Raw genomic sequence first — 20,996 nt, forward strand, 5'->3', positions numbered from 1 at the left:
TCGACGGCGTCGTACGGGGGATAACCCAAGACGCTCGGACGACTTATATCACAACCCAAAGTATGGTTCGATCCGCCGAAAAGCCCGAGGTCAGACCATGACCTCGGGCGGTTCGTGCCGGGTGGCGAAAAGGCTAGAGGCTGTACGCCTCCACTTCGGACAGTTGGCCGGCGGGCCAGCCGCTGTTCGCGGTGATGGTGATCCGCAGGTACCGCACGTTCCCCGCCGGGAAGGACAGGATCGCGGTGTTGCCGGTCGCCGGGTCGAAGGCGACGGCCGCCGAAGGCCGGAGGATCGCACCGGTCGCGCCGTCGGTGATCGTCACCGTCTGGGTGCGGGCCGCCCACGCCGTGGACGGGGGCAGCCGCAGCGTGACCTTGCCGACGGACACGGACGAGCCGAGGTCGACCTGGATCCACTGCGGGAAGGCGTTGTTGGCGCTCTCCCAGTAGGTGTTGGCGTTGCCGTCGACGGCGTTGCCGGAGCCGTACACCTGGGTGCTGGACGACTGGGTGGTCGGCCGGTTCAGCGCCAGGTTGGTCCCGCTCGCCGAGGCACCCTGCCCGGACAGGACCACGCTCAGCGTGGACGCGCCGTAGGTGACGGTCAGCGAGCCGGCCCGGGTGCCGGTCGCGGTGGGGCGGAAGGTGACGTTGACGGTGCAGCTCGCCCCGGCCGCGATCGACGTGCCGCAGCCGCTCGCCACCGTGTAGTCGCCGGCGGCGGTGATGGAGGCGACGGAGGCCGCGGCGGTGCCGGTGTTGCTGATCGTCACGGCCTGCGCCCCGCTGTACGAGCCGACGGTCGTGGCGGCGAAGTTGAGCGACGCCGGGTTCGCGGTCAGCGTCGCCGTGCCCGCCGACACGCCCTTGCCGGACAGCGCCACCGACGCCGAGGAGCCGCCGTACGCGACGGTCAGCGAACCCGTCCGGGTGCCGGCCGCGGCCGGGTGGAAGGTGACGGTGACCGTGCAGTTGGCGCCGGCGGCGATGACCGTGCCGCAGGTGGTCGTCCGGGTGAAGTCGCCGGTGGCGGTGATCCCGGAGACCGTCGCCGGTCCGGTGCCGGTGTTGGTGACCACCACCGTCTGCCAGTCGCTGTTGTCGTTGACCGTGGTGTCCTCGAACGCCAGCGACGCCGGGCTGAGCGTCAGCGCGGGGGTCCCGCCGCCGGATCCGTACACCTCCAGGCTCGACACCTGCCCGGCCGGCCAGCCGGTGTTCCCGGTGATCTGCAGCCGCAGGTAGCGCACCGAGGCCGTGACCGGAATGTCCGCCGTGTTGCCGGTGGCCGGGTCGAGCACCACGTCAGCCGCGGGTCGGAGCACAGCACCGGTGGCGCCGTCGAGGACCGCGACCGTCTGCCGCCGGGCGGCCCACGCGGCGGCGGGCGGAAGACGAAGGACCACCTTCCCGACCGTCGCGGTGGTGCCGAGGTCGACCTGGATCCATTGCGGGAACGCGTTGTTGGCGCTCTCCCAGTACGAGTTGACGTCGCCGTCGACCGCGTTGGTCGCCGGATAGCCGCCCTGCGCGCTCGACGAGCTCACCGGCTTGCCCAGCGCCAGGTTCGTGGTGCCGGTGGTGACGCCGGTGCCGGTGAGCTGCACGAGGACCGCGCCCTGCCCGTCGTCGCCGGTGATCGAGTACACCGCCGACTGCGGTCCGGCGGAGGTGGGCGTGAAGGTCACCGTCTGGTGGATGATGTCGCCGGGCGACAGCTGCTGCCCCTCCGACACGGGCGTGGTGGTGTTGAACGCGCCGACCGGCGGCGCCGCCTTGGTCAGGGTCAGTGTGATGTTGCCGGTGTTCGCGATGTCGAAGACCGCGGTCGCGGTCTGCCCGACCGGCACCTGGCCGAACTGGACCGGGTTGGGCGTGATCGTCAGCTGCGGCGCCCCCGTGACGGCGGTGCCGGTGACCGGGACGGTGACGGAGCCGGCGCTGCTGGTGACGATGAACGTGCTGTTGGCCGCCCCGGAAGCAACAGGCGCGTACCGGACGGAGACCGACACGGAGGCGCCCGCGGCGAGGGTCGTGCCGGTGGCGGGGACGCCGGTGGCGGTGAACGGCGCGGCCGGCGGCGTGAAGCCGGTGATGGTCACCGCGGACGTGCCGGTGTTGGTCACGCTGACGCCGAGGGTCTTGTTGGCCCCGGTCGGCACGGTGCCGAAGGACAGCGTCGACGGGGTGGCGCCGAGCCCGGGCCTGGTGCCGACGCCGTGCAGGTCGAACGGCACGGTGCCGGCGTTGGTGGTGAAGGTCAGGCTGCCGGTGGCGCCGCCGGTCGCGGACGGCGTGAAGCGCACCGGCACCGACAGGGTCTGCCCGATCGTGAGGTTCACCGGCAGGGCGGGCGGCGTGGCGGCGAACGGCGCGGCGGTCGAGATCGCGGTGATCGAGACGGCGCGGGTCGCGGTGACGGTGACGGTCGCGTTGGCGGTGCTGCCGACCGCGACGTTGCCGAAGTCGGTGGGCCCGCTCGTCAGCGCCGCCGTGGTTGGCCGGCCGAACCCGATGACGTGCCCGTCGCGGGTGCCGACGAAGACCCGCCCGCCGTCGGTCGCCGGGGTGACGAACTTGGTCGCGACCCCGATCGGCGCGCTGTAGCGCAGGTTGAGCCGGCCGTTGACCGGCAGCGCGTCGTAGGCGCGCAGCTGGCCGTTGGCGCCGCTGGACCCGTCGCTGTAGACGGCCCACACGATGGCGCTTCCGGAGGTGGTACCGGTGGACGTCACGACCGGCGAGCCGGACGTGTAGCCGAACGTCGACGCGCTGGTCCCGGCGGAGGTGAGCACAGGCAGGCCGGCGCCGTTGACCCCGTACTTGAACGCGCGCAGGAAGCCCTGGTTCTCGACCTGGTACACGTAGCCGCCGTCGCCGCCCCAGAACGCCGGGTGCCCCCAGACGCCGTTGTACGGCCCGGCCGGCGGGCCGACGGACGCGTCGCCGCCGCCCGGCCCCTGCGCGTTGCCGCCCAGGTTGTCGCGGTCCAGCAGGTACACGCGGCCGTCCTTGCCCGTCTGGACCAGCAGCTTGGGGTGGGCGGCGGTGCCGAAGCCCGCGGGCAGCGCCATGGGGCCGCCCGAGCCGAAGTCGGTGTCGTCCTGGTCGAGGCGGCTGTTGTTGAACGGGCTGAAGAAGTCCTTCGCGGTGAGCGAGCCGTCGCCGTTGACCTGCAGGCGGATGATCGACTCGGCCAGGGTGCCGGGCGGGCTGGTGCCGGGGCCGGGCGCGGGTGAGACGCCGTTGCCGGTGGACACGATGATCCGGCCGGGCCCGTCGGAGACGAGGCCGCCGCCGGACTGCCAGATGCCGGCCATGCCGTTGCTGCGGCCCGCCTCGGTGGACCACAGCGTCGTCATCTGCGGCGTCGTGGTGCGCACGCCCGCGATGTAGCCGACGTACGGGCCGTAGTCGCAGTGGCTGGCGAACCCGGCGTAGACGACGCCGTCGAGCAGCAGCAGGCCGGGGCGCTGCGCGGCGGTCTTCGGATTGAACGTGTTGCCCGGGTCGTTGGTCGGCGAGCCCTGGATCGTCACCGGCCAGCCGGCCCGCTCGGCGCCGGTCGCGGGGTTGATCGAGTGCAGGTAGAAGTGCGGGTGGTCGGCGTCGGGCCCGTCGTTGACCTTGGCCATGAAGAACACGGCGCCGGTCGCCGGGTCGTACACGGGCGTGCTGGTGACGCCGATGTTGGGCACCAGGTCGCCGCAGCCGATCGCCGAGGCGGGCCACGCGGGTCCGACGCTGCGGGACCAGATCACGGCGCCGGTCGCCGGGTTGAGCCCGTAGACCCAGTTGTTCTCCGTGGCGGTGATCAGGGTGCCGCCGGCGACGATCGGCTGCGCGTACACCTGGCCGTTGACGGTGGCCGAGAACAGCTGCCCGAAGTCGGAGGCGGACACTGCCGACGGCGCCAGGCCCGGCTCGTTGCTGTCCCAGCCGGTGCGCAGGTTGTCGACCGAGACGGTGGTGATGTCGGCATTAGACGGTTGGGGCGCGATGACCACCAGTGCGGACAGCGTCAGCGCTGCCGGCAGGAGGCGGATGAGGGCACGACGCATGACACGCTCCTGGCGGGGAACGGCAACGATGAAGGATCGAACCGTAACTTGGTCGATCCTTCATCGCAAGATGCTGACTGCCCTATGAAATTTTGCGACACCCCTATGTCAACGTTGGAACCACCGCGCGACCAGCCAAACCGGCAGCGGCCGAGCGGGATTCAGCGGGGGCCGTAGCGCTCGGCGGCGCGGGCCTTCGCCTTGGCGGCCTCGATCTTGCGGTCGCGCGGCGGCGAGTTGGTGACGAGCTGGCCGAGCAGCTCGCGAGTCGCGGCGGCGACGGCCGCGACGGCGGCGTCGAAGGCGGCCTGGTTCGCCTGCGAAGGGCGGGTCATGCCGGCGACCTTGCGCACGTACTGGATGGCGGCGGCCTCGATCTCGTCCTCGGTCGCCGGCGGCTCGAAGTTGTTCAGTACCCGGATGTTCCTGCACATGCCTCCACCATGCCAGGTCGCGCGCCGGCCGTCAGACCGGCCAGGGTCGCGGCGACGTCCGGCGGCGCGGGCATGGCGGCGATCTCGTCGCGGACCCGGCCGGCCCGGCGGGTGACGGCGGAGTCGGCCAGCAGCGACCGGACGGCGGCGCGGACCGCGGCCGGGGACCGGTCGGCGAAGGACACGGTGCGCGCCACACCGGCGGCCGTCAACCGGTCGGCGATGCTGAACTGGTCGCACATCTGCGGCAGTACCAGCTGCGGACGGCCCGCACCGAGCGCGGCCATCGAGCTGCCCGACCCGCCGTGGTGCACGAACAGGTCGCAGGTCGGCAGCAGCACGTGGTGCGGCAGCCAGCCGACGCGGCGGGCGTTGGGCGGCAGGTCCTCGATGCCGTGCACGCCGGCGCCGCTGACGACCACCTCGACGTCGAGGTCCCGCATGCCCTCGACGGCGGCGGTGAGCCCGTCGACACCCTCCGGGATCGGCACGGTGCCCATGGAGACGCAGATTCGGGGGCGCATCCGCGGCGCGAACAGCCACTCCGGCAGCGTGCTCGCGCTGTTGTACGGGACGTACCGCATCGGCAGCCGCACACCGGAGTCCTCCGGCGACGGACGCAGCGACGGCGGGCAGGTGTCCACGGTCGCGAGGGGCGCGTCGGTCGGCTGCGCGACGCCGAGGGTGTCGGCGAGGCGCAGCAGCCGGTCGGCGATGTCGGCGAGCGCGGCGCGGTGGACGGCGCCGGGGACGGGCAGCCCCCAGTGGTGCAGCACCCACGGGATGCCGAGCAGCGTGGCGGCGAGGGGCGCGGCGTACTCGACGGGCTCGGTGACGACGAGGTCGGGCCGCCACGCGCGGGCGAGGGCGACGATGTCGGGGCCGGTGCGTTCGGCGATGGCGGCGAAGACGGCCAGGTCGAGGGTGTCGTTGCCACCGAGGCGCAGGTGCTGCGGCCACAGCTCGAAGAACGACGCGTCACCGCCGACGACGGCGTGGCTGAGCCCGGCCCGGCGGATCTGCTGGCCCATCGACTGGGGCGCGGCGACGAGGACGTCGTGGCCGCGCAGGTGCATCGCCCACGCCAGGGGCACCAGCGCGTACAGGTGCCCGGGCGCCGGGTTGATGGTGAACAGCACCCGCATCAGCATGCCTCTCGGTTCACGACGGGGAGATCTTCGATGCCGCGCAGCATCGTGCCGGGGGCGCGGAAGCGCGGCCGGCCGGCCAGGCGCAGGCCCGGGAAGCGGCGCAGCAGCATGGGGAACAGCACCCGGGCGTGCGTGCGGGCGAGGGCCGAGCCGGGGCAGTAGTGCCGTCCGGTGCCGAACGACAGCGGTGGCCGGGCGGTGCGCCGGGTGATGTCGAACTCGTCGGGGTTCGCGGTGTACGAAGGGTCGCGGTTGGCCGCCCCGAGGATGCCGAGCAGCGCCGTGCCGGGCGTGACGCGCACGCCGCCGAACTCGCACGGCGCGGTCGCGATCCGTACCGCCACCTGCACCGGCGGATCGAAGCGCAGGATCTCCTCGACGGCCTGGTCGGCGAGCGCCGGGTCGTCGCGCAGCGCCGCCGCCTGCGCGGGGTGCTCCAGCAGCAGCCGCGCGCCGAGCGTGATGAGGCTCGCCGGGGAGTCGTAGGCGGCGCCGTAGAGCAGGGCGAGGTCGCCCTGGTACTGCTCGCCGCCGTCCGGCCGGTGCTCGCGGACCAGCGCCAGGAGCCCGTTGCCGGCGTGCGCTTCCAATACATTGATGATCGTCTCGCCAGCCGCGGCCATCGCGGTGCGCTGCCGGGGCGTCATGAACGGCTCGAACGCGGCGCTCCCGGCGCGGGCGGCGGCCCCGAGGCGCAGCGCGTCGGCGTCCGGTATACCCAGCAGCCGCCCCGTGACCAGGGATGCGAACGGCACCGCGACCGCGTCGGCGAGGTTGACGGTCGCCCCGCCGGCCAGCTGTGCGGCGAAGTCGTCCAGTACCGACGCGGCGACGGCGACGACGTCGGCCTGCTGCACGGGGCAGCGGCGCGGGGTGAGCCGCCGGGCGAGGTCGGTGCGCAGCGGCAGGTGCGCCGCCCCTTCCCGCCAGCCGAACGACTGGTAGAGGCAGCGAACGAGCCGGTGCTCGCGCCAGGTGGGGGTGAGCAGCTCGGGCGCCTCGCCGGCGCTGACGAACGTGGTGTCCCGCAGGAGGCGGGCGCAGTCGGCGTACCGGGTGAGCACCACCGCGTCCGTCTTGCCGGGCAGCTGCACGGGCAGGACCGGGGTGACCCGGCGGAGCCGCTCGTAGGCCGGGTACGGGTCGGCGTGCGCGGACGGGCGGACCAGGTCCACGAACGTCCGCAGGGCGCGCCGCCGGTCGGTCCCGGCCCAGAACCGCAGCAGCGCCTCGGCGGTGACGCCGGGCTGCTCGAGGTTGGGGCTGTGCGCGGCGCCGTCGATGACCGTGAGGGTCGCGCCGGCGCGCTCGGCGTAGCCGGCGAACTCGGTCGCCGACCACAGCTTCCGGTCCCGGTGGCCGTGCATGACCAGCAGCGACAGGCGGGTGGCGCGCAGCTCGTCGGCGCGGTCGGACTCCCCCGCCAGGGCGGCGAGCGCGCCGCGGACGAACGCGGGGCGCATCAGCCGCAGCCGGGTCCGCCAGAACTCGCGCCGGGCGACGTCGTCCTCGGGGATGAGCCGCCGCACGACCGGCCACATGACGGCGTTGCCCTGCAGCGACAGCGTGTGGTCGAAGCCGCCGAGAATCTTGCGGTGCTTCGGGCCGTCCATGCCGGGGCCGCTGCCGATGAACGCGGCGGAGCCGAGCCGGCGCGGCTGGGCGAGCGCGGCGGCGCGGACCACGAACCCGCCGTAGGAGTGGCCGACGACGTGCGGCGCCTCGGTGCCGCCGACGGCGTCCAGGACGGCGATCAGGTCCTCGGCGTGCCGGCGGATGCTGTGGTCGTCCGTATGGTCGACCGTGTGGTCGACGTCGTAGTGGCCGCGGTAGTCGTACGCGTAGGCGCGGTAGCCGGCGGCGGCCAGGGCCGGCAGCAGCGGCAGGAAGTCCTCCTTGGACCCGATCAGGCCCGGGCACAGGACGACCGGGACGCCGGTGTCGGCGGCCGGCGGCGGCAGCGCGCGCAGCGCCGACACGGCACCCCGGGCGGTCTCCAGCACGTCGTCACATACCGTGGTCACCGCATCACGGTACGGTACTTTTCGGACAAAACCGACGTTACACGCCGATGAGCGCCCAGGCGCGGGACCCGCCGCGGACCCCCGCCTGGTTGGCGACCAGCTGCACGTCGTCCGGCATCGCCACGACGAGGCGTTCGGCGTTGCCGCCGCCGAGGTACAGCCGGTCCCAGCGGAACACCGGTCGCAGCCCGTCGACGATCCGCAGCACCCGCCGCGACCACCGCCGGTCGCCGAGCCGGCGGCGCTCCAGCTCGCCGAGGAAGTCGTCGTAGGTGCGGCCCCGCGAGTACGGGGCGTGCGACAGCTCCAGGTGCGGCGCCAGCCGCCCCTCGTCGAACAGCGCGCTGCCGAGCCCGGTGCCGAGCGTGAGCACCAGCTCCAGGCCGCGCCCTTCCACGAGCGCCGCGCCGTGCACCTCGGCGTCGTTGAGGACCAGGACCGGCCGGGCGAAGGCGCGCCCGAGCTCGGCCCGCGCGTCGAACCCCTTCCACAGCGCGAACAGCTCCGGGTCGACCGGCGTGTGCGGGCCGGCCTCGTTGACGTAGTGCGGGGTGGCGACGACGACCCCGTGCCGGATCATCCCCGGCAGGCCGACGGTGACCCGGTCCGCCGCCGGCAGGCCCTCCGCGATGCCGAGCAGCACCTCGACGAGGCGGGCCGGCGGCAGCGGGTACGGCGTCGGCACCCGCACCGGCTCGCAGCACAGCGTGTCGGCGTCGTCGACCACAGCGGCCTTGAGCCCGCCGCCACCGCAGTCGATCGTCAGCGTCGTCACCATTCCAGGATTCTGCCTCGGAGCATCCGGGCCGCCACGACACGACAGGACACTGCACAGACTTCACAGAGTTTCCGGCGGTACCGGTTGACAGGCTACATCGAGTCACCTCTCATGGAAGGTAAGTCCTCTGCACGGAGGTTCGTCATGCGGACATTGACGCTGACCCGTACGCCGCTGCGCGTCAGCCTGTTCGGCGGCGGCACCGACCTGCCCGACTACTACCGCACGCACGGCGGGAAGGTGCTCAGCCTCACCATCGACAAGTTCGTCTACGTGACCGTTCGCGCCCGCTGGGACGACGCGATCGGCCTCAGCCTCGCTCACGGCTCCGACGAGACCAACCGCCCGGTCGTCCGCGCCGCCCTGGAGGCCACCGGCGTCACCGGCGGCTGCGACATCGCCAGCATGTCCGACGTGCCGGCGGGCGGCAGCGGCCTGGGCACGTCCAGCGCGTTCACCGTCGGGCTGCTGCACGCCCTGTACACGGCCACCGGCCGCATCGCCGGTCCGGCGCAGCTCGCCGACCTCGCCTGCCGGGTGGGCAGCGAGCAGGCCGGCAAGCAGGACCAGTACGCCGTCGCGGTCGGCGGCTGCAACGAGTACGCCTTCCACCCCGACGACCGGGTCTCCATCATGGGGGTGCCCGTCCCCGACGCCGGCCTGTCGGCGCTCGCCGGCCACGCGCTGGTCTTCGGTACAGGCCGCGCCCCACGCTCCGGCGACCCGCACCCACCGCACCACCTGCACGCCGTCAAGGACTTCGTCGAGCTCGGCCGCGACCGCCTCCTCGGCGGCGACATCAAGGGCGTCGGCACCCTCCTCCACGACGACTGGCACCTGTCCGACCGCGACGCCCAGCTCGACGCCTGGTACGACCGGGCCCTCGAGGTGGGCGCCTACGGCGGCAAGCTCCTCGGCACCGGCGGCGGCTACCTCCTCTTCCTCGCCCCGCCCGAGACCCACCCGCACGTCGCCGCCGCCCTCCCCGACCTGCGGCAGATGCCGGTCCGGTTCATCCCCAACGGCTCCCACGTCGTCACATCGATCCTCTGACACCCGGACCGCTCCCGGGTGACGGCCGGGTGAAAGCCGCCCTGGTCGAGGGCGGTGCGGGCTAGCTTCGACGGCATGACCGCCACGAAGATCACGCTGGACGAGGGCGAGATGCCGCGTCGCTGGTACAACCTCATGGCCGACCTGCCGGCGCCGCCTCCGCCGGTCCTGCACCCCGGCACGCTGGAGCCGGTCGGCCCGCAGGACCTGGCGCCGCTGTTCCCCATGGCGCTGATCGAGCAGGAGGTCACCCAGGAGCGGTACGTCGACATCCCTCCCGAGGTGCTGGACGTGTACCGCCTCTGGCGCCCGTCGCCGCTGTTCCGCGCGCACCGCCTGGAGAAGGCCCTCGGCACGCCGGCCCGGATCTACTACAAGTACGAGGGCGTGTCGCCGGCCGGCTCGCACAAGCCGAACACCGCCGTCCCGCAGGCGTACTACAACGCGGCCGCAGGCATCCGCCGGCTCACCACCGAGACCGGCGCCGGCCAGTGGGGCACGGCCCTGGCCTTCGCGGGCGCGCAGTTCGGCCTCGACGTGGAGATCTGGCAGGTGCGGGCGTCATACGACCAGAAGCCGTACCGCAAGCTGATGATCGAGACGTTCGGCGGCACGATCCATCCCTCACCCTCGGACCGCACGTCGGCGGGGCGGGCCGTGCTCGCCGAGGACCCCGGCTCGCCAGGGTCGCTCGGCATCGCGATCAGCGAGGCCGTCGAGGTCGCCGCGGGCCGCCCCGACACCAACTACGCCCTCGGCAGCGTCCTCAACCATGTGCTCCTGCACCAGACGATCATCGGTGAGGAGGCGCTGCTCCAACTGGCGAAGGTCGGTGCCACGCCTGACGTCATCGTCGGGTGTACCGGCGGCGGCTCCAACTTCGCCGGCCTCGCCTTCCCGTTCCTGCGCGAGAAGCTGGCCGGCCGGATGGCCCCCGTCATCCGCGCCGTCGAACCCGCCGCGTGCCCGTCGCTGACGAAGGGTGTCTACGCGTACGACTTCGGTGACACCGCGGGCATGACGCCGCTGATGAAGATGCACACCCTCGGCCACGACTTCATCCCCGACCCGATCCACGCGGGTGGCCTGCGGTACCACGGCATGGCGCCGCTCATCTCGCACGTCTACGACCTCGGCCTCATCGAAGCCGTCAGCAAGACGCAGCGCGAGTGCTTCGAGGCGGGTGTGCGCTTCGCCCGCACCGAGGGCATCATCCCCGCCCCGGAGCCGACCCACGCCCTGGCCGCCTGCATCGAGGAGGCGTTGCGCTGCAAGGAGAGCGGCGAGGAGAAGGTCATCCTGACCGCCCTGTGCGGCCACGGCCACCTCGACCTCCCCGCCTACGGCCGCTACCTCGCCGGCGACATGGTCGACAAGGAACTGTCCGACGAGGCCGTCGCCGCCGCCGTCGCCCTCCTGCCGGCGGTCCCGTAGGTCACACTCCGGCACATCGCGCTCGCACGGCGTCATCGCGCTGGACGGGGTGGTGCGCGGGCGGGAGAATGGTGGGGCAGCGCCTACCGGGGGGAGGCGGCGCGTGGTCGCTGGATTCGCTGTGTTCGCAACGCTTTCCGATCCTGCCGTCCCGTCCGGCCCGCTCTATGCCGGCACTCACCGCACGGCGGCCGCCGGCACCGACCGCACGGGACCTGCTCGCGCTGACCGCACGGCGGCTGCCCGCGGCATTGGCGGCACGGCGGCCAGCGGCGTCGGCGGCACGGCGGCGGCCGGTGCTGATCGTGCGGGGGCTGCCGGTGCTCGCCGCGCGGCGGCTGCGGCCGTGCTCGAGCACCGGCGTCAGGAGCGGCGGCGGGCAAGGGCGGAGTTCGCTGAGGCTCGTGCGCATGGCCTGCTCACCCGCCACACGGTGAAGCTGGCACGACTCCGCGGCGCCGCCACACCACCGGCTGTGCCGTGTCGCGCCTCCCGACCGGCCGCCCCGGTCCCGCGGGGTCCGGACCGCCGCGGACGGCCCGCTTCCGCCGCCGCGTCGAGGGCCGCCCAGCTCGCGTTGTTCCCGATCGCGCTGGTGCTCGATGCGCTCCAGCCACCGGACCCGGCCGGCCCACGGCTGACAGCCCTGGAATCCGGTGGGCCAGACTCCGGCGCAGTCACCGCGGTGCGTGGTGGTGAGCCAGGGGCCGGCTCGGCCGAACCTGCCCCCGAAGACCTTCCGCCTTCGACCGCACCGCAGGCCGCACCGAAGCCGGCCTGGACACCGCCGGCACGTCGCCGCGGCGGCCGGCGGCATGGGGCGTCCCGTGGTCCCGTGCGTGCGGGTCCCCCACGAGCCGGCGCAGGTTGAGCAGCCCGACGACGCGATCATGGCTGCGGAACGAAGGACAGCCCGCCGCAGTGATCGGTCCCCCGCAGTCGCCGCGCAGGGCTCGTCGATACTGCGACGTGGCCCGTAGCGCCTGCTTCGGTGCGCCTCGGTGTGCGTTGGCCAGGCTGCGGCGGACTCAGGCGCCTCGCCCAGCCGCGACCGGCCGCGCGGTGCGCAGGCGCGTGCCGTCGCCTCCTCCGTCACGTCGGAGTCCGGCCGCGTGACGTCGTTGCGTCGCCGCCGGCTGCGGCCACGGCGAGCAGCCCGGGCACGACAAGCGCGAACATCCTGCAGCCCAGGCACACCGAGCGCGGCCACGACGTGCTGTCCGGGCACGGTCCACGGCGAGCGGCCCGGGCACGACAAGCGGCGCGGGCGACCAAGGGCGTCATGGCCCGGGCACGACAAGCGGCGCGGGCGACCAAGGGCGTCATGGCCCGCGCCCGGTGGTGCGGATGGGGCTGACCCGTGGGCGGGGGTGCCCACGGGTCAGCGGGTGGAGCGGATGGAGCGGAGGCGTCAGAGGCCGGTGTTGAGGGCGGTCATCAGGGTGCCGTTGGTGGTGTCGCCGGACATTTCCCAGATCATGCCGCCGAGGAGGTTCTGCTGCTTCAGCCAGGCGGTCTTCTGGGCGATGGACCAGGCGTCGTCGAAGGTCCACCACTGGCCGCCGGGGCCGGTGTAGCAGGACGTGGCGATCGACTGGACGTCGTGGTAGACGGTGCAGCCGGGGACCATGGCGAGGAGGTTGGCGTAGCCGCGGGTGCCTGCCTCCTCGGCGAACTGGCCCGGGGCCGCGCCGGTGGCCGTCTGCCATTCGCCGTTGGAGGAGCCGGCGGCGACGCCCTGCCAGCCGCGGCCGTAGAAGGCGAACCCGACCGTCAGCTGGCGCGGGTTGACGCCGGCGGAGGTGTAGGCGGCGACGGCGTTCTGCACGCTGAAGGTGAAGGAGTACGGGTCCTGGGCGTCGCCGTACAGGTTGCCCTGGTGGCCCGTCCGGTTGGGCTCCCACGAGTTGTCGCTGCCGGCGCCGTGGAAGTCGTAGCCCTGGACGTTGGCGAAGTCCAGGGAGTCGAAGACGCTCGGGGTGCCGTCGGTGTGCGTGATGTCCCAGCCGGCCGCGATCTTCGCCGGGTCGGCGGGGGTGAAGGCGGTCAGCAGGTAACGCTTGCCGGAGGTGGCGCTCAGGGCGTCGAGCTGCTTGCGGAACTCGGCCAGCAGGAGCGTGTTGTTGGCCTTGTCCTGCGGGCCCCAGTGGTTGCCGGCGTGGCCTTCGGCGCCGGGCCACTCCCAGTCCAGGTCGATGCCGTCGAAGATGCCGGCGGCGGAGCCGGCGCCGCCCGCGTTGTTGTACAGCGGCAGGTTGCCCTTGATGTAGACGTCGATGCAGGAGCGGACGAGCTTCTCGCGGGAGGCGGGCGTGGCGGCCGCGTCGGAGAAGAACTTCGAGTAGGTCCAGCCGCCCAGCGAGATCAGCACCTTCAGGTTCGGGTACTTCGCCTTGAGCTTGCGCAGCTGGTTGTAGTTGCCCCGCAGCGTCTCCCAGCCGGTGTCGGCGACGCCGTCGACGGACTGGGCGGCGCTGAACGGGCGCGCGTAGTCGGCGTCGGCGTCACCGGCGCCCGTGCCCTGGTCGGGGTCCTGCGGGTTCTGCGTGGTGCCGCGGGTGACGCCCTGCAGGCAGGTCAGGTTCACCGGGTCCAGGTTGGCGAACGCGTAGTTGACGTGCGTCAGCTTGGCCGCGGCGCCGGACGTGTCGAGGTTCTTCACGAAGTACTGGCGGCCGTAGATGCCCCACTGCACGAAGTAGCCGACCTTCGCGTAGTTGCCGCTGCCGACGGCGTCGTCGGTCGTGACGCTGACCGCCGCCGAGGCCGGGGAGGTGTTGTCGTACGTGTCGCGGGCGCGCACCGTGAAGCTGTACGCGGTGAGCGGCGCCAACCCGCTGACCACCACCGACGTGCCGGTGGAGGACGCCGCCAGCGTGGAGCCACGGTAGACGTCGTAGCCGGCGATGCCGCTCGGATCGGTGACCGCGTTCCAGGCGAGCGTGACGCTGACCGAGGTCTTCGCCGTGCTGCGCAGGTTGCCGGGGGCCGGTGGCGCGGTGGTGTCGTCCGCGGGGTTGAGCGTGGTCGCGGAGACGGCGGCGCTGTCGGCGGACACGTTGCCGCGCGTGTCCCGCGCCCGCACCGTGAAGCTGTACGCGGTGTTCGGCGTGAGCCCGTTCACCACGGCCGAGGGGGTCGTGGAGGAAGCAACCACCGTGGAGCCGCGGTAGACGTCGTAGCCCGCGATCGGGAAGTCCGTCGCCGCCGGAGCGGTCCACGCCAGCGACACCGTCTTCGTCGTGCGGCCGGTGACGGACAGGCCGGCGGGCACGTTCGGGGCGCGGTCCGGGCTGCCGTCGCACTTGTTGCCGTTGATGCGGCAGTTCAGCGGTTCCGCGTTGGTACCGGTGGCGATGAACCAGAAGCTGTAGGGCTCGGTGTTGCGTCCGGCCGCCACGGTCCCGTTGTAGTGCGCGTTCACGACCGTGACGTGGTTGCCGGTCCGCGTGACGGTGCCGTTGTACCCGGTGCCGACGTTCAGCCCGGCCGGCACGTCGAACTCGAGGGTCCAGCCGGTGATCGAGGCGCTGGTCGGGTTGCTGACGACGTACTTGTCGACCCAGTAGGTGCCGTAGTCCGCGGCGGAGTACGCGGCGGTGAGCCCCGCGGGAGCGGCGTGCGCGGTGCCGGGTATCGCTACCGCGGCGGAGACGGTGAGCAGGATGGCTGCGAAGAGCCTGGTGGGGTGCACTCGTGCCTCCTATTAGGAAAGTTTCCTAATAGTCCTCGCGAAACCTGCGGAAAGTCAAGAATATCTATATGCTTAAAGCATTTAAGGTCGCCGGGGCGACCGGCGCCGGCGCGGCAGGACGACATTCCGACGGCGCGAAGGAAAGTTCTGCAAGCACATACGTCGATTTCTTGCATCAATCGGCCCGAGTTAGTAACGTCGGCTCACCAACCATCGCGACGTGTGGATGTGTGGGGCTTCGGCGGCCCGCGCACCTGCCGCCGGCGCGCCCGCCAAGCTGCGCCGGCATCGCGTGCCCCCGACCCTTCGGGAAGGACACCCGCCGATGCACCCCGCGTTCAGAAGAGCCGCGGCGGCGTTGCTGATCAGCAGCGCCGCGGTGGCCCTGCCCACCCCCGCGCACGCCCACACCACCATCAACCCTGCCCTGTTCCAGCAGGTCGAGCTCGCCAAGGGGATCAACGAGCTCGGCGAACCGATGTCGATCGCCGTGCTGCCCGACCGGTCGGTGCTGCACACGGCGCGCAACGGGACGCTGCGCCGCACCGACGCCGCCGGCAACACCTCGGTGATCGGGACGCTGCCCGTCTACACCCATGACGAGGAAGGCCTGCAGGGCGTGGCCGCCGACCCCGGCTTCGCCACCAACCGCTACATCTACCTGTACTACGCGCCGCCGCTGAACACCCCGGGCGGTGACGCGCCGGCCGCCGGTGCGGACTGGACGCCGTGGAAGGGCGTCAACCGGCTGTCGCGCTTCACGCTCAACACCGACAACACGCTCAACACCGCGAGCGAGCGCACGGTCCTCGAGGTCGGCACCGACCGCGGCATGTGCTGCCACGTCGGCGGCGACATCGACTTCGACGCGGCCGGCAACCTGTACCTGTCGACCGGCGACGACTCCAACCCGTTCGACTCCGCCGGCTACGCACCCATCGACGAGCGCACCGACCGCAACCCGGCCTACGACGCGCAGCGGTCGGCGGCGAACACCAACGACCTGCGGGGCAAGATCCTGCGGATCAAGGTCGGCGCCGACGGCTCGTACACCATCCCGAGCGGCAACCTGTTCGCGCCGGGGACGGCGAACACCCGGCCCGAGATCTACGCGATGGGGCTGCGCAACCCGTTCCGGATGAGCGTCGACAAGGCCACCGGCGCCGTCTACGTCGGCGACTACGGCCCGGACGCCGGCACCACCGACCCCAACCGTGGCCCGTCGGGGCAGGTCGAGTTCGACCGGATCACCGCGCCCGGCAACTTCGGCTGGCCGTACTGCACCGGCACCAACACCAGCGCCGAGACCTACAACGAGTGGAACTTCGCCACCAACAGCACCGGTCCCAAGTACAACTGCGCCGGCGGGCCGGTGAACAACTCGTTCCGCAACACGGGCCAGGGCACGCTGCCCGCCGCGAAGCCCGCCTGGATCCGCTACGCCGGTGACGCCGGCAGCCCGCCCGAGTTCGGCAGCGGCTCCGAGTCGCCGATGGCCGGTCCCGTGTACCGCTACGACCCGGCGAACCCGTCGGCGGTCAAGTTCCCCGCCGACCTCGACGGGCATTTCTTCGCCGGCGAGTTCGGCCGCCGCTGGATCAAGGCGATCGACGTCAACGGCGACGGCTCCCCCGGCGCCATCGCGAACTTCCCGTGGTCGGGCATGCAGATCATGGACCAGGCGTTCGGCCCCGACGGCGCCCTGTACGTCCTGGACTACGGCGCCGGCTTCGGCAACGGCGACGCCAACTCGGCCCTGTACCGCATCGAGTACACCGGCGGCGGCAACCGGGCGCCCGTCGCGGTCGCCGCCGCGAACCCGACCTCTGGCCCGGCGCCACTGACCGTGAACTTCAGCTCGGCCGGCAGCAACGACCCCGAGGGCCAGGCGCTGACCTACAGCTGGGCGTTCGGCGACGGCACCACGTCGACCGCCGCCAACCCGACCAAGACCTACGCGACGGCGGGCACCTACACCGCCACGCTGACCGTCCGGGACCCGCAGGGCGCCACCGGCAGCGCCAGCGTCCGCGTCTCCGCCGGCAACACCGCGCCCGTCGTGCGGATCGTGGCGCCCGCCAACGGTTCGCTCGTCTCGTTCGGCGACACCGTGCCGTACCAGATCACCGTAACCGACCCCGAGGACGGCACCGTCGACTGTGGACGGGTGCGGATGACGTACATCCTCGGCCACGACACGCACGGCCACCAGATCACGTCGCAGACCGGCTGCACCGGCTCGATCACCATCCCGCTCGACGGCGAGCACGACGCGGCCGCGAACATCTTCGCCGTCTTCGACGCGGAGTACACCGACAACGGCGGGATCACCACGCACACGCAGCACACGCTGCAGCCGCGGCACCGGCAGGCCGAGCACTTCGCCACCCAGCAGGGCGTGCAGACGTTCGACAAGGCCGGCGCCGAGGGCGGCAAGACCGTCGGGCAGATCGAGAACGGCGACTGGATCGCGTTCAGCCCGTACCTGCTGAACAACGCCACCTCGTTCACCGCGCGCGTCTCCTCCGGCGGCGCCGGCGGCACCCTGTCGCTGCGCGCCGGGTCACCGACCGGCGCGCTGCTCGGCTCGACCACCGTCCCGGTGACCGGCAGCTGGGACACGTTCGTCGACGTCACCGGCACCGTCTCCGGCGCGCCCGCCACCGCGGGCCAGCTCTACCTGGTGTTCACCGGCGGCGCCGGCGCGCTCTTCGACCTGGACGCGTTCACGCTCAACATCGGTGGCACGCAGCCGCCGACCGGCCGGATCGAGGCGGAGTCGTACACCTCCCAGAACGGCGTGCAGGTCGTCGCCGACGGCAACGCGCACGGCGGCAACCGCGTCGGCTACATCGACGGCGGCGACTGGGTCGGCTACGCCGGCGTCAACGTGTCCGGCAAGACCGGCTTCACCGCCCGGGTCGCGTCCGGCGGCACCGGCGGCACCATCCAGATCCGCTCCGGCTCGCCGACCGGCCCGCTGCTGGGCTCCGTCAACGTCGGCAACACCGGCGGCTACGGCACGTTCGCCGACGTCACCACCACCCTGACCGCAGGGAGTGGCGCGTTGTTCCTGGTCTTCATCGGTACGGGCACCGGCGGCCTCTTCGACGTCGACGACTTCGCCCTCACCGGCGGGTCCACGCCACCGGCGACGAACCTCGCGCTGAACAAGACCGCCACCGCCGACAGCCAGTGCGCCGCCACCGAAGGCCCGGCGAAGGCCGTCAACGGCACCGTCAACGGCGGCAACGCCGACAAGTGGTGCTCCCTCGGCACCTCCAAGTGGTGGCGGGTCGACCTCGGCGCGGTCACGACCGTGAGCCGGGTCGTCATCCGCCACGCCGGCGCGGGCGGGGAGAACACCGCCTTCAACACCCGCGACTTCGACCTGCAGACCAGCGTCGACGGCACCACCTGGACGACCGTGTCGCAGGTGCGCGGCAACACCGGCAACGTCACCACCTCCACGTTCGCCGCCACCGGCGTGCGGCACGTGCGGGTCAACGTCATCACCCCGACGAACAACACCGACACCGCCGCCCGCCTCTACGAAGTCGAGGTCTACGCGTCATGAGAAAGCTCCTCGCGCTTGCCGCGGTCACCGCGACACTCCTGGCCGCCGCGCCGGCGCCCGCCTTCGCTGACACGGCGTTCGACGTCCTGGTGTTCTCCAAGACGGCCGGGTTCCGGCACGACGCCATCCCGGCCGGCATCACCGCCATCCAGCAGCTCGGCGCGGCGAACGGCTTCACCGTCACCGCCACCGAGGACGCGGCCGCGTTCACCACGGCGAACCTCGCCCAGTACGAGGCCGTCGTCTTCCTCAGCACCACCGGCGACGTCCTCAACGCCGCGCAGCAGACCGCGTTCGAGTCCTACATCCGCGGTGGTGGCGGGTACGTCGGGGTCCACGCCGCCGCCGACACCGAGTACGACTGGCCGTTCTACGGCGACCTCGTCGGCGCCTGGTTCGCCTCCCACCCGGCGATCCAGCAGGCCACGATGAAGGTCGAGGACCGCACCCACCCGGCGACCGCCCACCTCGGCGCCACCTGGGTCCGCACCGACGAGCTGTACAACTACCGCACCAACCCCCGCGCGACCGCCCACGTCCTCGCCACCCTCGACGAGACCACGTACTCCGGCGGCACGATGGGCGCCGACCACCCGTTCGCCTGGTGCAAGACGATCCAGAGTGGACGGTCCTTCTACACCGGTGCCGGCCACACCCAGGAGTCCTATTCGGACGGTGCGTTCCGCGCCCACCTCCTCGGCGGCATCCGTTACGCGGGTGGCAAGGTCGCCGCCGACTGCACTCCCGGCGGTTCCCAGCCGCCGACCGGCCGGATCGAGGCGGAGTCGTACACCTCCCAGAACGGCGTCCAGGTCGTCGCCGACGGCAACGCGCACGGCGGCAACCGCGTCGGCTACATCGACGGCGGCGACTGGGTCGGCTACGCCGGCGTCAACGTGTCCGGCAAGACCGGCTTCACCGCCCGGGTCGCGTCCGGCGGCACCGGCGGCACCATCCAGATCCGCTCCGGCTCGCAGACCGGCCCGCTGCTGGGCACGGTGGCGGTGCCGAACACCGGCGGCTACGGCACGTTCGCCGACGTCACCACCACCCTGTCGGCCGGTTCCGGCCCGTTGTTCCTGGTGTTCGCCGGCACCGGCACTGGCGGCCTCTTCGACGTCGACGACTTCGCCCTCACCGGCGGGTCCACGCCACCGGCGACGAACCTCGCGCTGAACAAGACCGCCACCGCCGACAGCCAGTGCGCCGCCACCGAAGGCCCGGCGAAGGCCGTCAACGGCACCGTCAACGGCGGCAACGCCGACAAGTGGTGCTCCCTCGGCACCTCCAAGTGGTGGCGGGTCGACCTCGGCGCGGTCACGACCGTGAGCCGGGTCGTCATCCGCCACGCCGGCGCGGGCGGGGAGAACACCGCCTTCAACACCCGCGACTTCGACCTGCAGACCAGCACCGACGGGGTCGGCTGGGCCACCGCCGCCCAGGTCCGCGGCAACACGGCGAACGTCACCACCACCGCGTTCGCCGCCACCGGCACCCGCTACCTCCGCGTCAACGTCATCACCCCGACGAACAACACCGACACCGCCGCCCGCCTCTACGAGGTCGAGGCGTACGCCGTGTAGGTTTCACGCCCGCCGGTGCCCGGGACCTGCGCGAGCGGTCCCGGGCATTGAGCGGCGTCGAAAGACCCTGTTCTACTGCGCGGATGCGGACCCTTCTCGCGCTTCTCACCGCGGCCGTCGTCGGTGCGGTGCTGTTTCTGACGTTGCCGGCCGGGCCGGCGAGCGCCGCGGCGGTGCGGATCATGCCGCTCGGCGACTCGATCACCGGGAATCCCGGGTGCTGGCGGGCGTTGCTGTGGAACGACCTCCAGAGCGGCGGGAACACGAACATCGACTTCGTGGGGACGCAGCCGCCGCAGGGCTGTTCGGTTCCGTACGACGGGGACGGCGAAGGGCACGGCGGGGCGCTCGTCACGGCGGTCGCCGACCAGAACCAGCTGCCCGCGTGGCTCGCGGCGAGCCGGCCCGACGTGGTGCTCATGCACTTCGGCACCAACGACGTGTGGAGCAACCGACCCACCGACACGATCCTCGCCGCGTACGGCAAGCTCGTCGACCAGATGCGGGCCAGCAACCCGGCGATGCGGATCCTCGTCGCCCAGATCATCCCGATGAACCCGTCCACCTGCGCCGAGTGCGCGCAGCGGGTGGTGGCCCTGAACGCGGCGATCCCCGGCTGGGCCGCGGGCAAGACCACGGCCGCCTCGCCGGTGACCGTGGTGGACCAGTGGACCGGCTTCAGCACCGCCACCGACACCGGCGACGGCGTGCACCCCAACGCGTCCGGGGACCGCAAGATCGCCGACCGGTGGCTGCCGGCCGTCGTGCGGGCCCTGAACGGCACCCAGCCGTCCGCCTCCGCCTCCGTGTCGCCGTCGCGGTCGGTCTCGCCATCGCCGTCCAGGTCGGTGTCGCCGTCGCCGTCGCGGTCGGTGCTGCCGTCGGACAGCGTCCCGCCGGTCCCGGGTTGTTCGGCCGCGTACACAATCGTCGGGCAGTGGCCCGGCGGCTTCCAGGGTGAGGTCACCGTCCGCAACGGCGGCACGTCGGGGGTCGCGGGGTGGACGGCGCGCTACACGTACAGTAGCGGCGAACGCGTCACGCAGGCCTGGGGCGCCACCGTCACCCAGACCGGCAGCGCCGTGACCGCGGACAACGTCGCCTGGAACGGCGCGCTCGCACCGGGCGCCAGCGCCACGTTCGGCTTCATCGGCAGCGGTACGCCGGGCAGCCCCCCGATCACGTGCGTCTTCCGCTGACCGTCG

At 72.5% G+C, this 20,996-nt stretch carries 11 protein-coding genes; 5 read left to right on the forward strand and 6 right to left on the reverse strand.

The window, feature by feature from the left end; translation table 11 throughout:
• Positions 1-133 precede the first annotated feature (133 nt).
• The 5 genes from ACFY3L_RS21185 to ACFY3L_RS21205 form a co-directional block, all read right to left on the reverse strand.
• Positions 134-4,063: a choice-of-anchor D domain-containing protein gene (locus ACFY3L_RS21185; protein WP_389326403.1), complete on the reverse strand. Its 3,930-nt coding sequence runs from the start codon at positions 4,061-4,063 to the stop codon at positions 134-136.
• Between the two features lie 161 nt (positions 4,064-4,224).
• Entirely contained in the window at positions 4,225-4,497 is a 273-nt protein-coding gene (locus tag ACFY3L_RS21190; protein ID WP_389326405.1) for a DUF2277 domain-containing protein, read from the reverse strand.
• Positions 4,473-5,636, reverse strand: coding sequence for a nucleotide disphospho-sugar-binding domain-containing protein (locus ACFY3L_RS21195; protein ID WP_389326408.1), 1,164 nt, complete (start codon positions 5,634-5,636; stop codon positions 4,473-4,475). The genes ACFY3L_RS21190 and ACFY3L_RS21195 overlap by 25 nt, the downstream gene beginning before the upstream one ends.
• 5 nt (positions 5,637-5,641) lie before the next feature.
• Positions 5,642-7,672 (reverse strand): alpha/beta fold hydrolase, encoded by a 2,031-nt coding sequence (locus ACFY3L_RS21200; protein ID WP_389326411.1) that lies wholly within the window; start codon positions 7,670-7,672, stop codon positions 5,642-5,644.
• A 37-nt stretch (positions 7,673-7,709) separates the two neighbouring features.
• Complete coding sequence (locus tag ACFY3L_RS21205; RefSeq protein WP_389326414.1) at positions 7,710-8,450, reverse strand: ROK family protein; 741 nt, start codon at positions 8,448-8,450, stop codon at positions 7,710-7,712.
• Positions 8,451-8,594: 144 nt separating this feature from the next.
• Between ACFY3L_RS21205 and ACFY3L_RS21210 the strand changes: the two genes are divergently transcribed.
• Both ACFY3L_RS21210 and ACFY3L_RS21215 read left to right on the forward strand, forming a co-directional pair.
• A complete protein-coding gene (locus ACFY3L_RS21210; RefSeq protein WP_389326417.1) occupies positions 8,595-9,503 on the forward strand; it encodes a hypothetical protein in 909 nt (302 codons plus the stop codon).
• Between the two features lie 75 nt (positions 9,504-9,578).
• Positions 9,579-10,937 carry a TrpB-like pyridoxal phosphate-dependent enzyme gene (locus tag ACFY3L_RS21215; protein ID WP_389326420.1) on the forward strand — a complete coding sequence of 453 codons (1,359 nt, stop codon included), beginning with the start codon at positions 9,579-9,581 and terminating at the stop codon, positions 10,935-10,937.
• A gap of 1,411 nt (positions 10,938-12,348) precedes the next feature.
• Here the strand turns inward: ACFY3L_RS21215 and ACFY3L_RS21220 are convergent.
• Positions 12,349-14,631, reverse strand: coding sequence for a glycosyl hydrolase family 18 protein (locus ACFY3L_RS21220; RefSeq protein WP_389326422.1), 2,283 nt, complete (start codon positions 14,629-14,631; stop codon positions 12,349-12,351).
• Positions 14,632-14,956: 325 nt separating this feature from the next.
• Here ACFY3L_RS21220 and ACFY3L_RS21225 point away from each other — a divergent pair, with 325 nt between their 5' ends.
• The 3 genes from ACFY3L_RS21225 to ACFY3L_RS21235 all read left to right on the forward strand — a co-directional run bounded on the left by ACFY3L_RS21225 (position 14,957) and on the right by ACFY3L_RS21235 (position 20,990).
• A complete protein-coding gene (locus ACFY3L_RS21225; protein ID WP_389326425.1) occupies positions 14,957-18,208 on the forward strand; it encodes a carbohydrate-binding protein in 3,252 nt (1,083 codons plus the stop codon).
• Entirely contained in the window at positions 18,205-19,791 is a 1,587-nt protein-coding gene (locus ACFY3L_RS21230; RefSeq protein ID WP_389326428.1) for a ThuA domain-containing protein, read from the forward strand. The genes ACFY3L_RS21225 and ACFY3L_RS21230 overlap by 4 nt, the downstream gene beginning before the upstream one ends.
• An 83-nt stretch (positions 19,792-19,874) precedes the next feature.
• Positions 19,875-20,990 carry a cellulose binding domain-containing protein gene (locus ACFY3L_RS21235; protein WP_389326431.1) on the forward strand — a complete coding sequence of 372 codons (1,116 nt, stop codon included), beginning with the start codon at positions 19,875-19,877 and terminating at the stop codon, positions 20,988-20,990.
• Positions 20,991-20,996: the final 6 nt, after the last annotated feature.

It is taken from the genome of Dactylosporangium sp. NPDC000521 (assembly GCF_042898305.1).
GTDB lineage: Bacteria > Actinomycetota > Actinomycetes > Mycobacteriales > Micromonosporaceae > Dactylosporangium.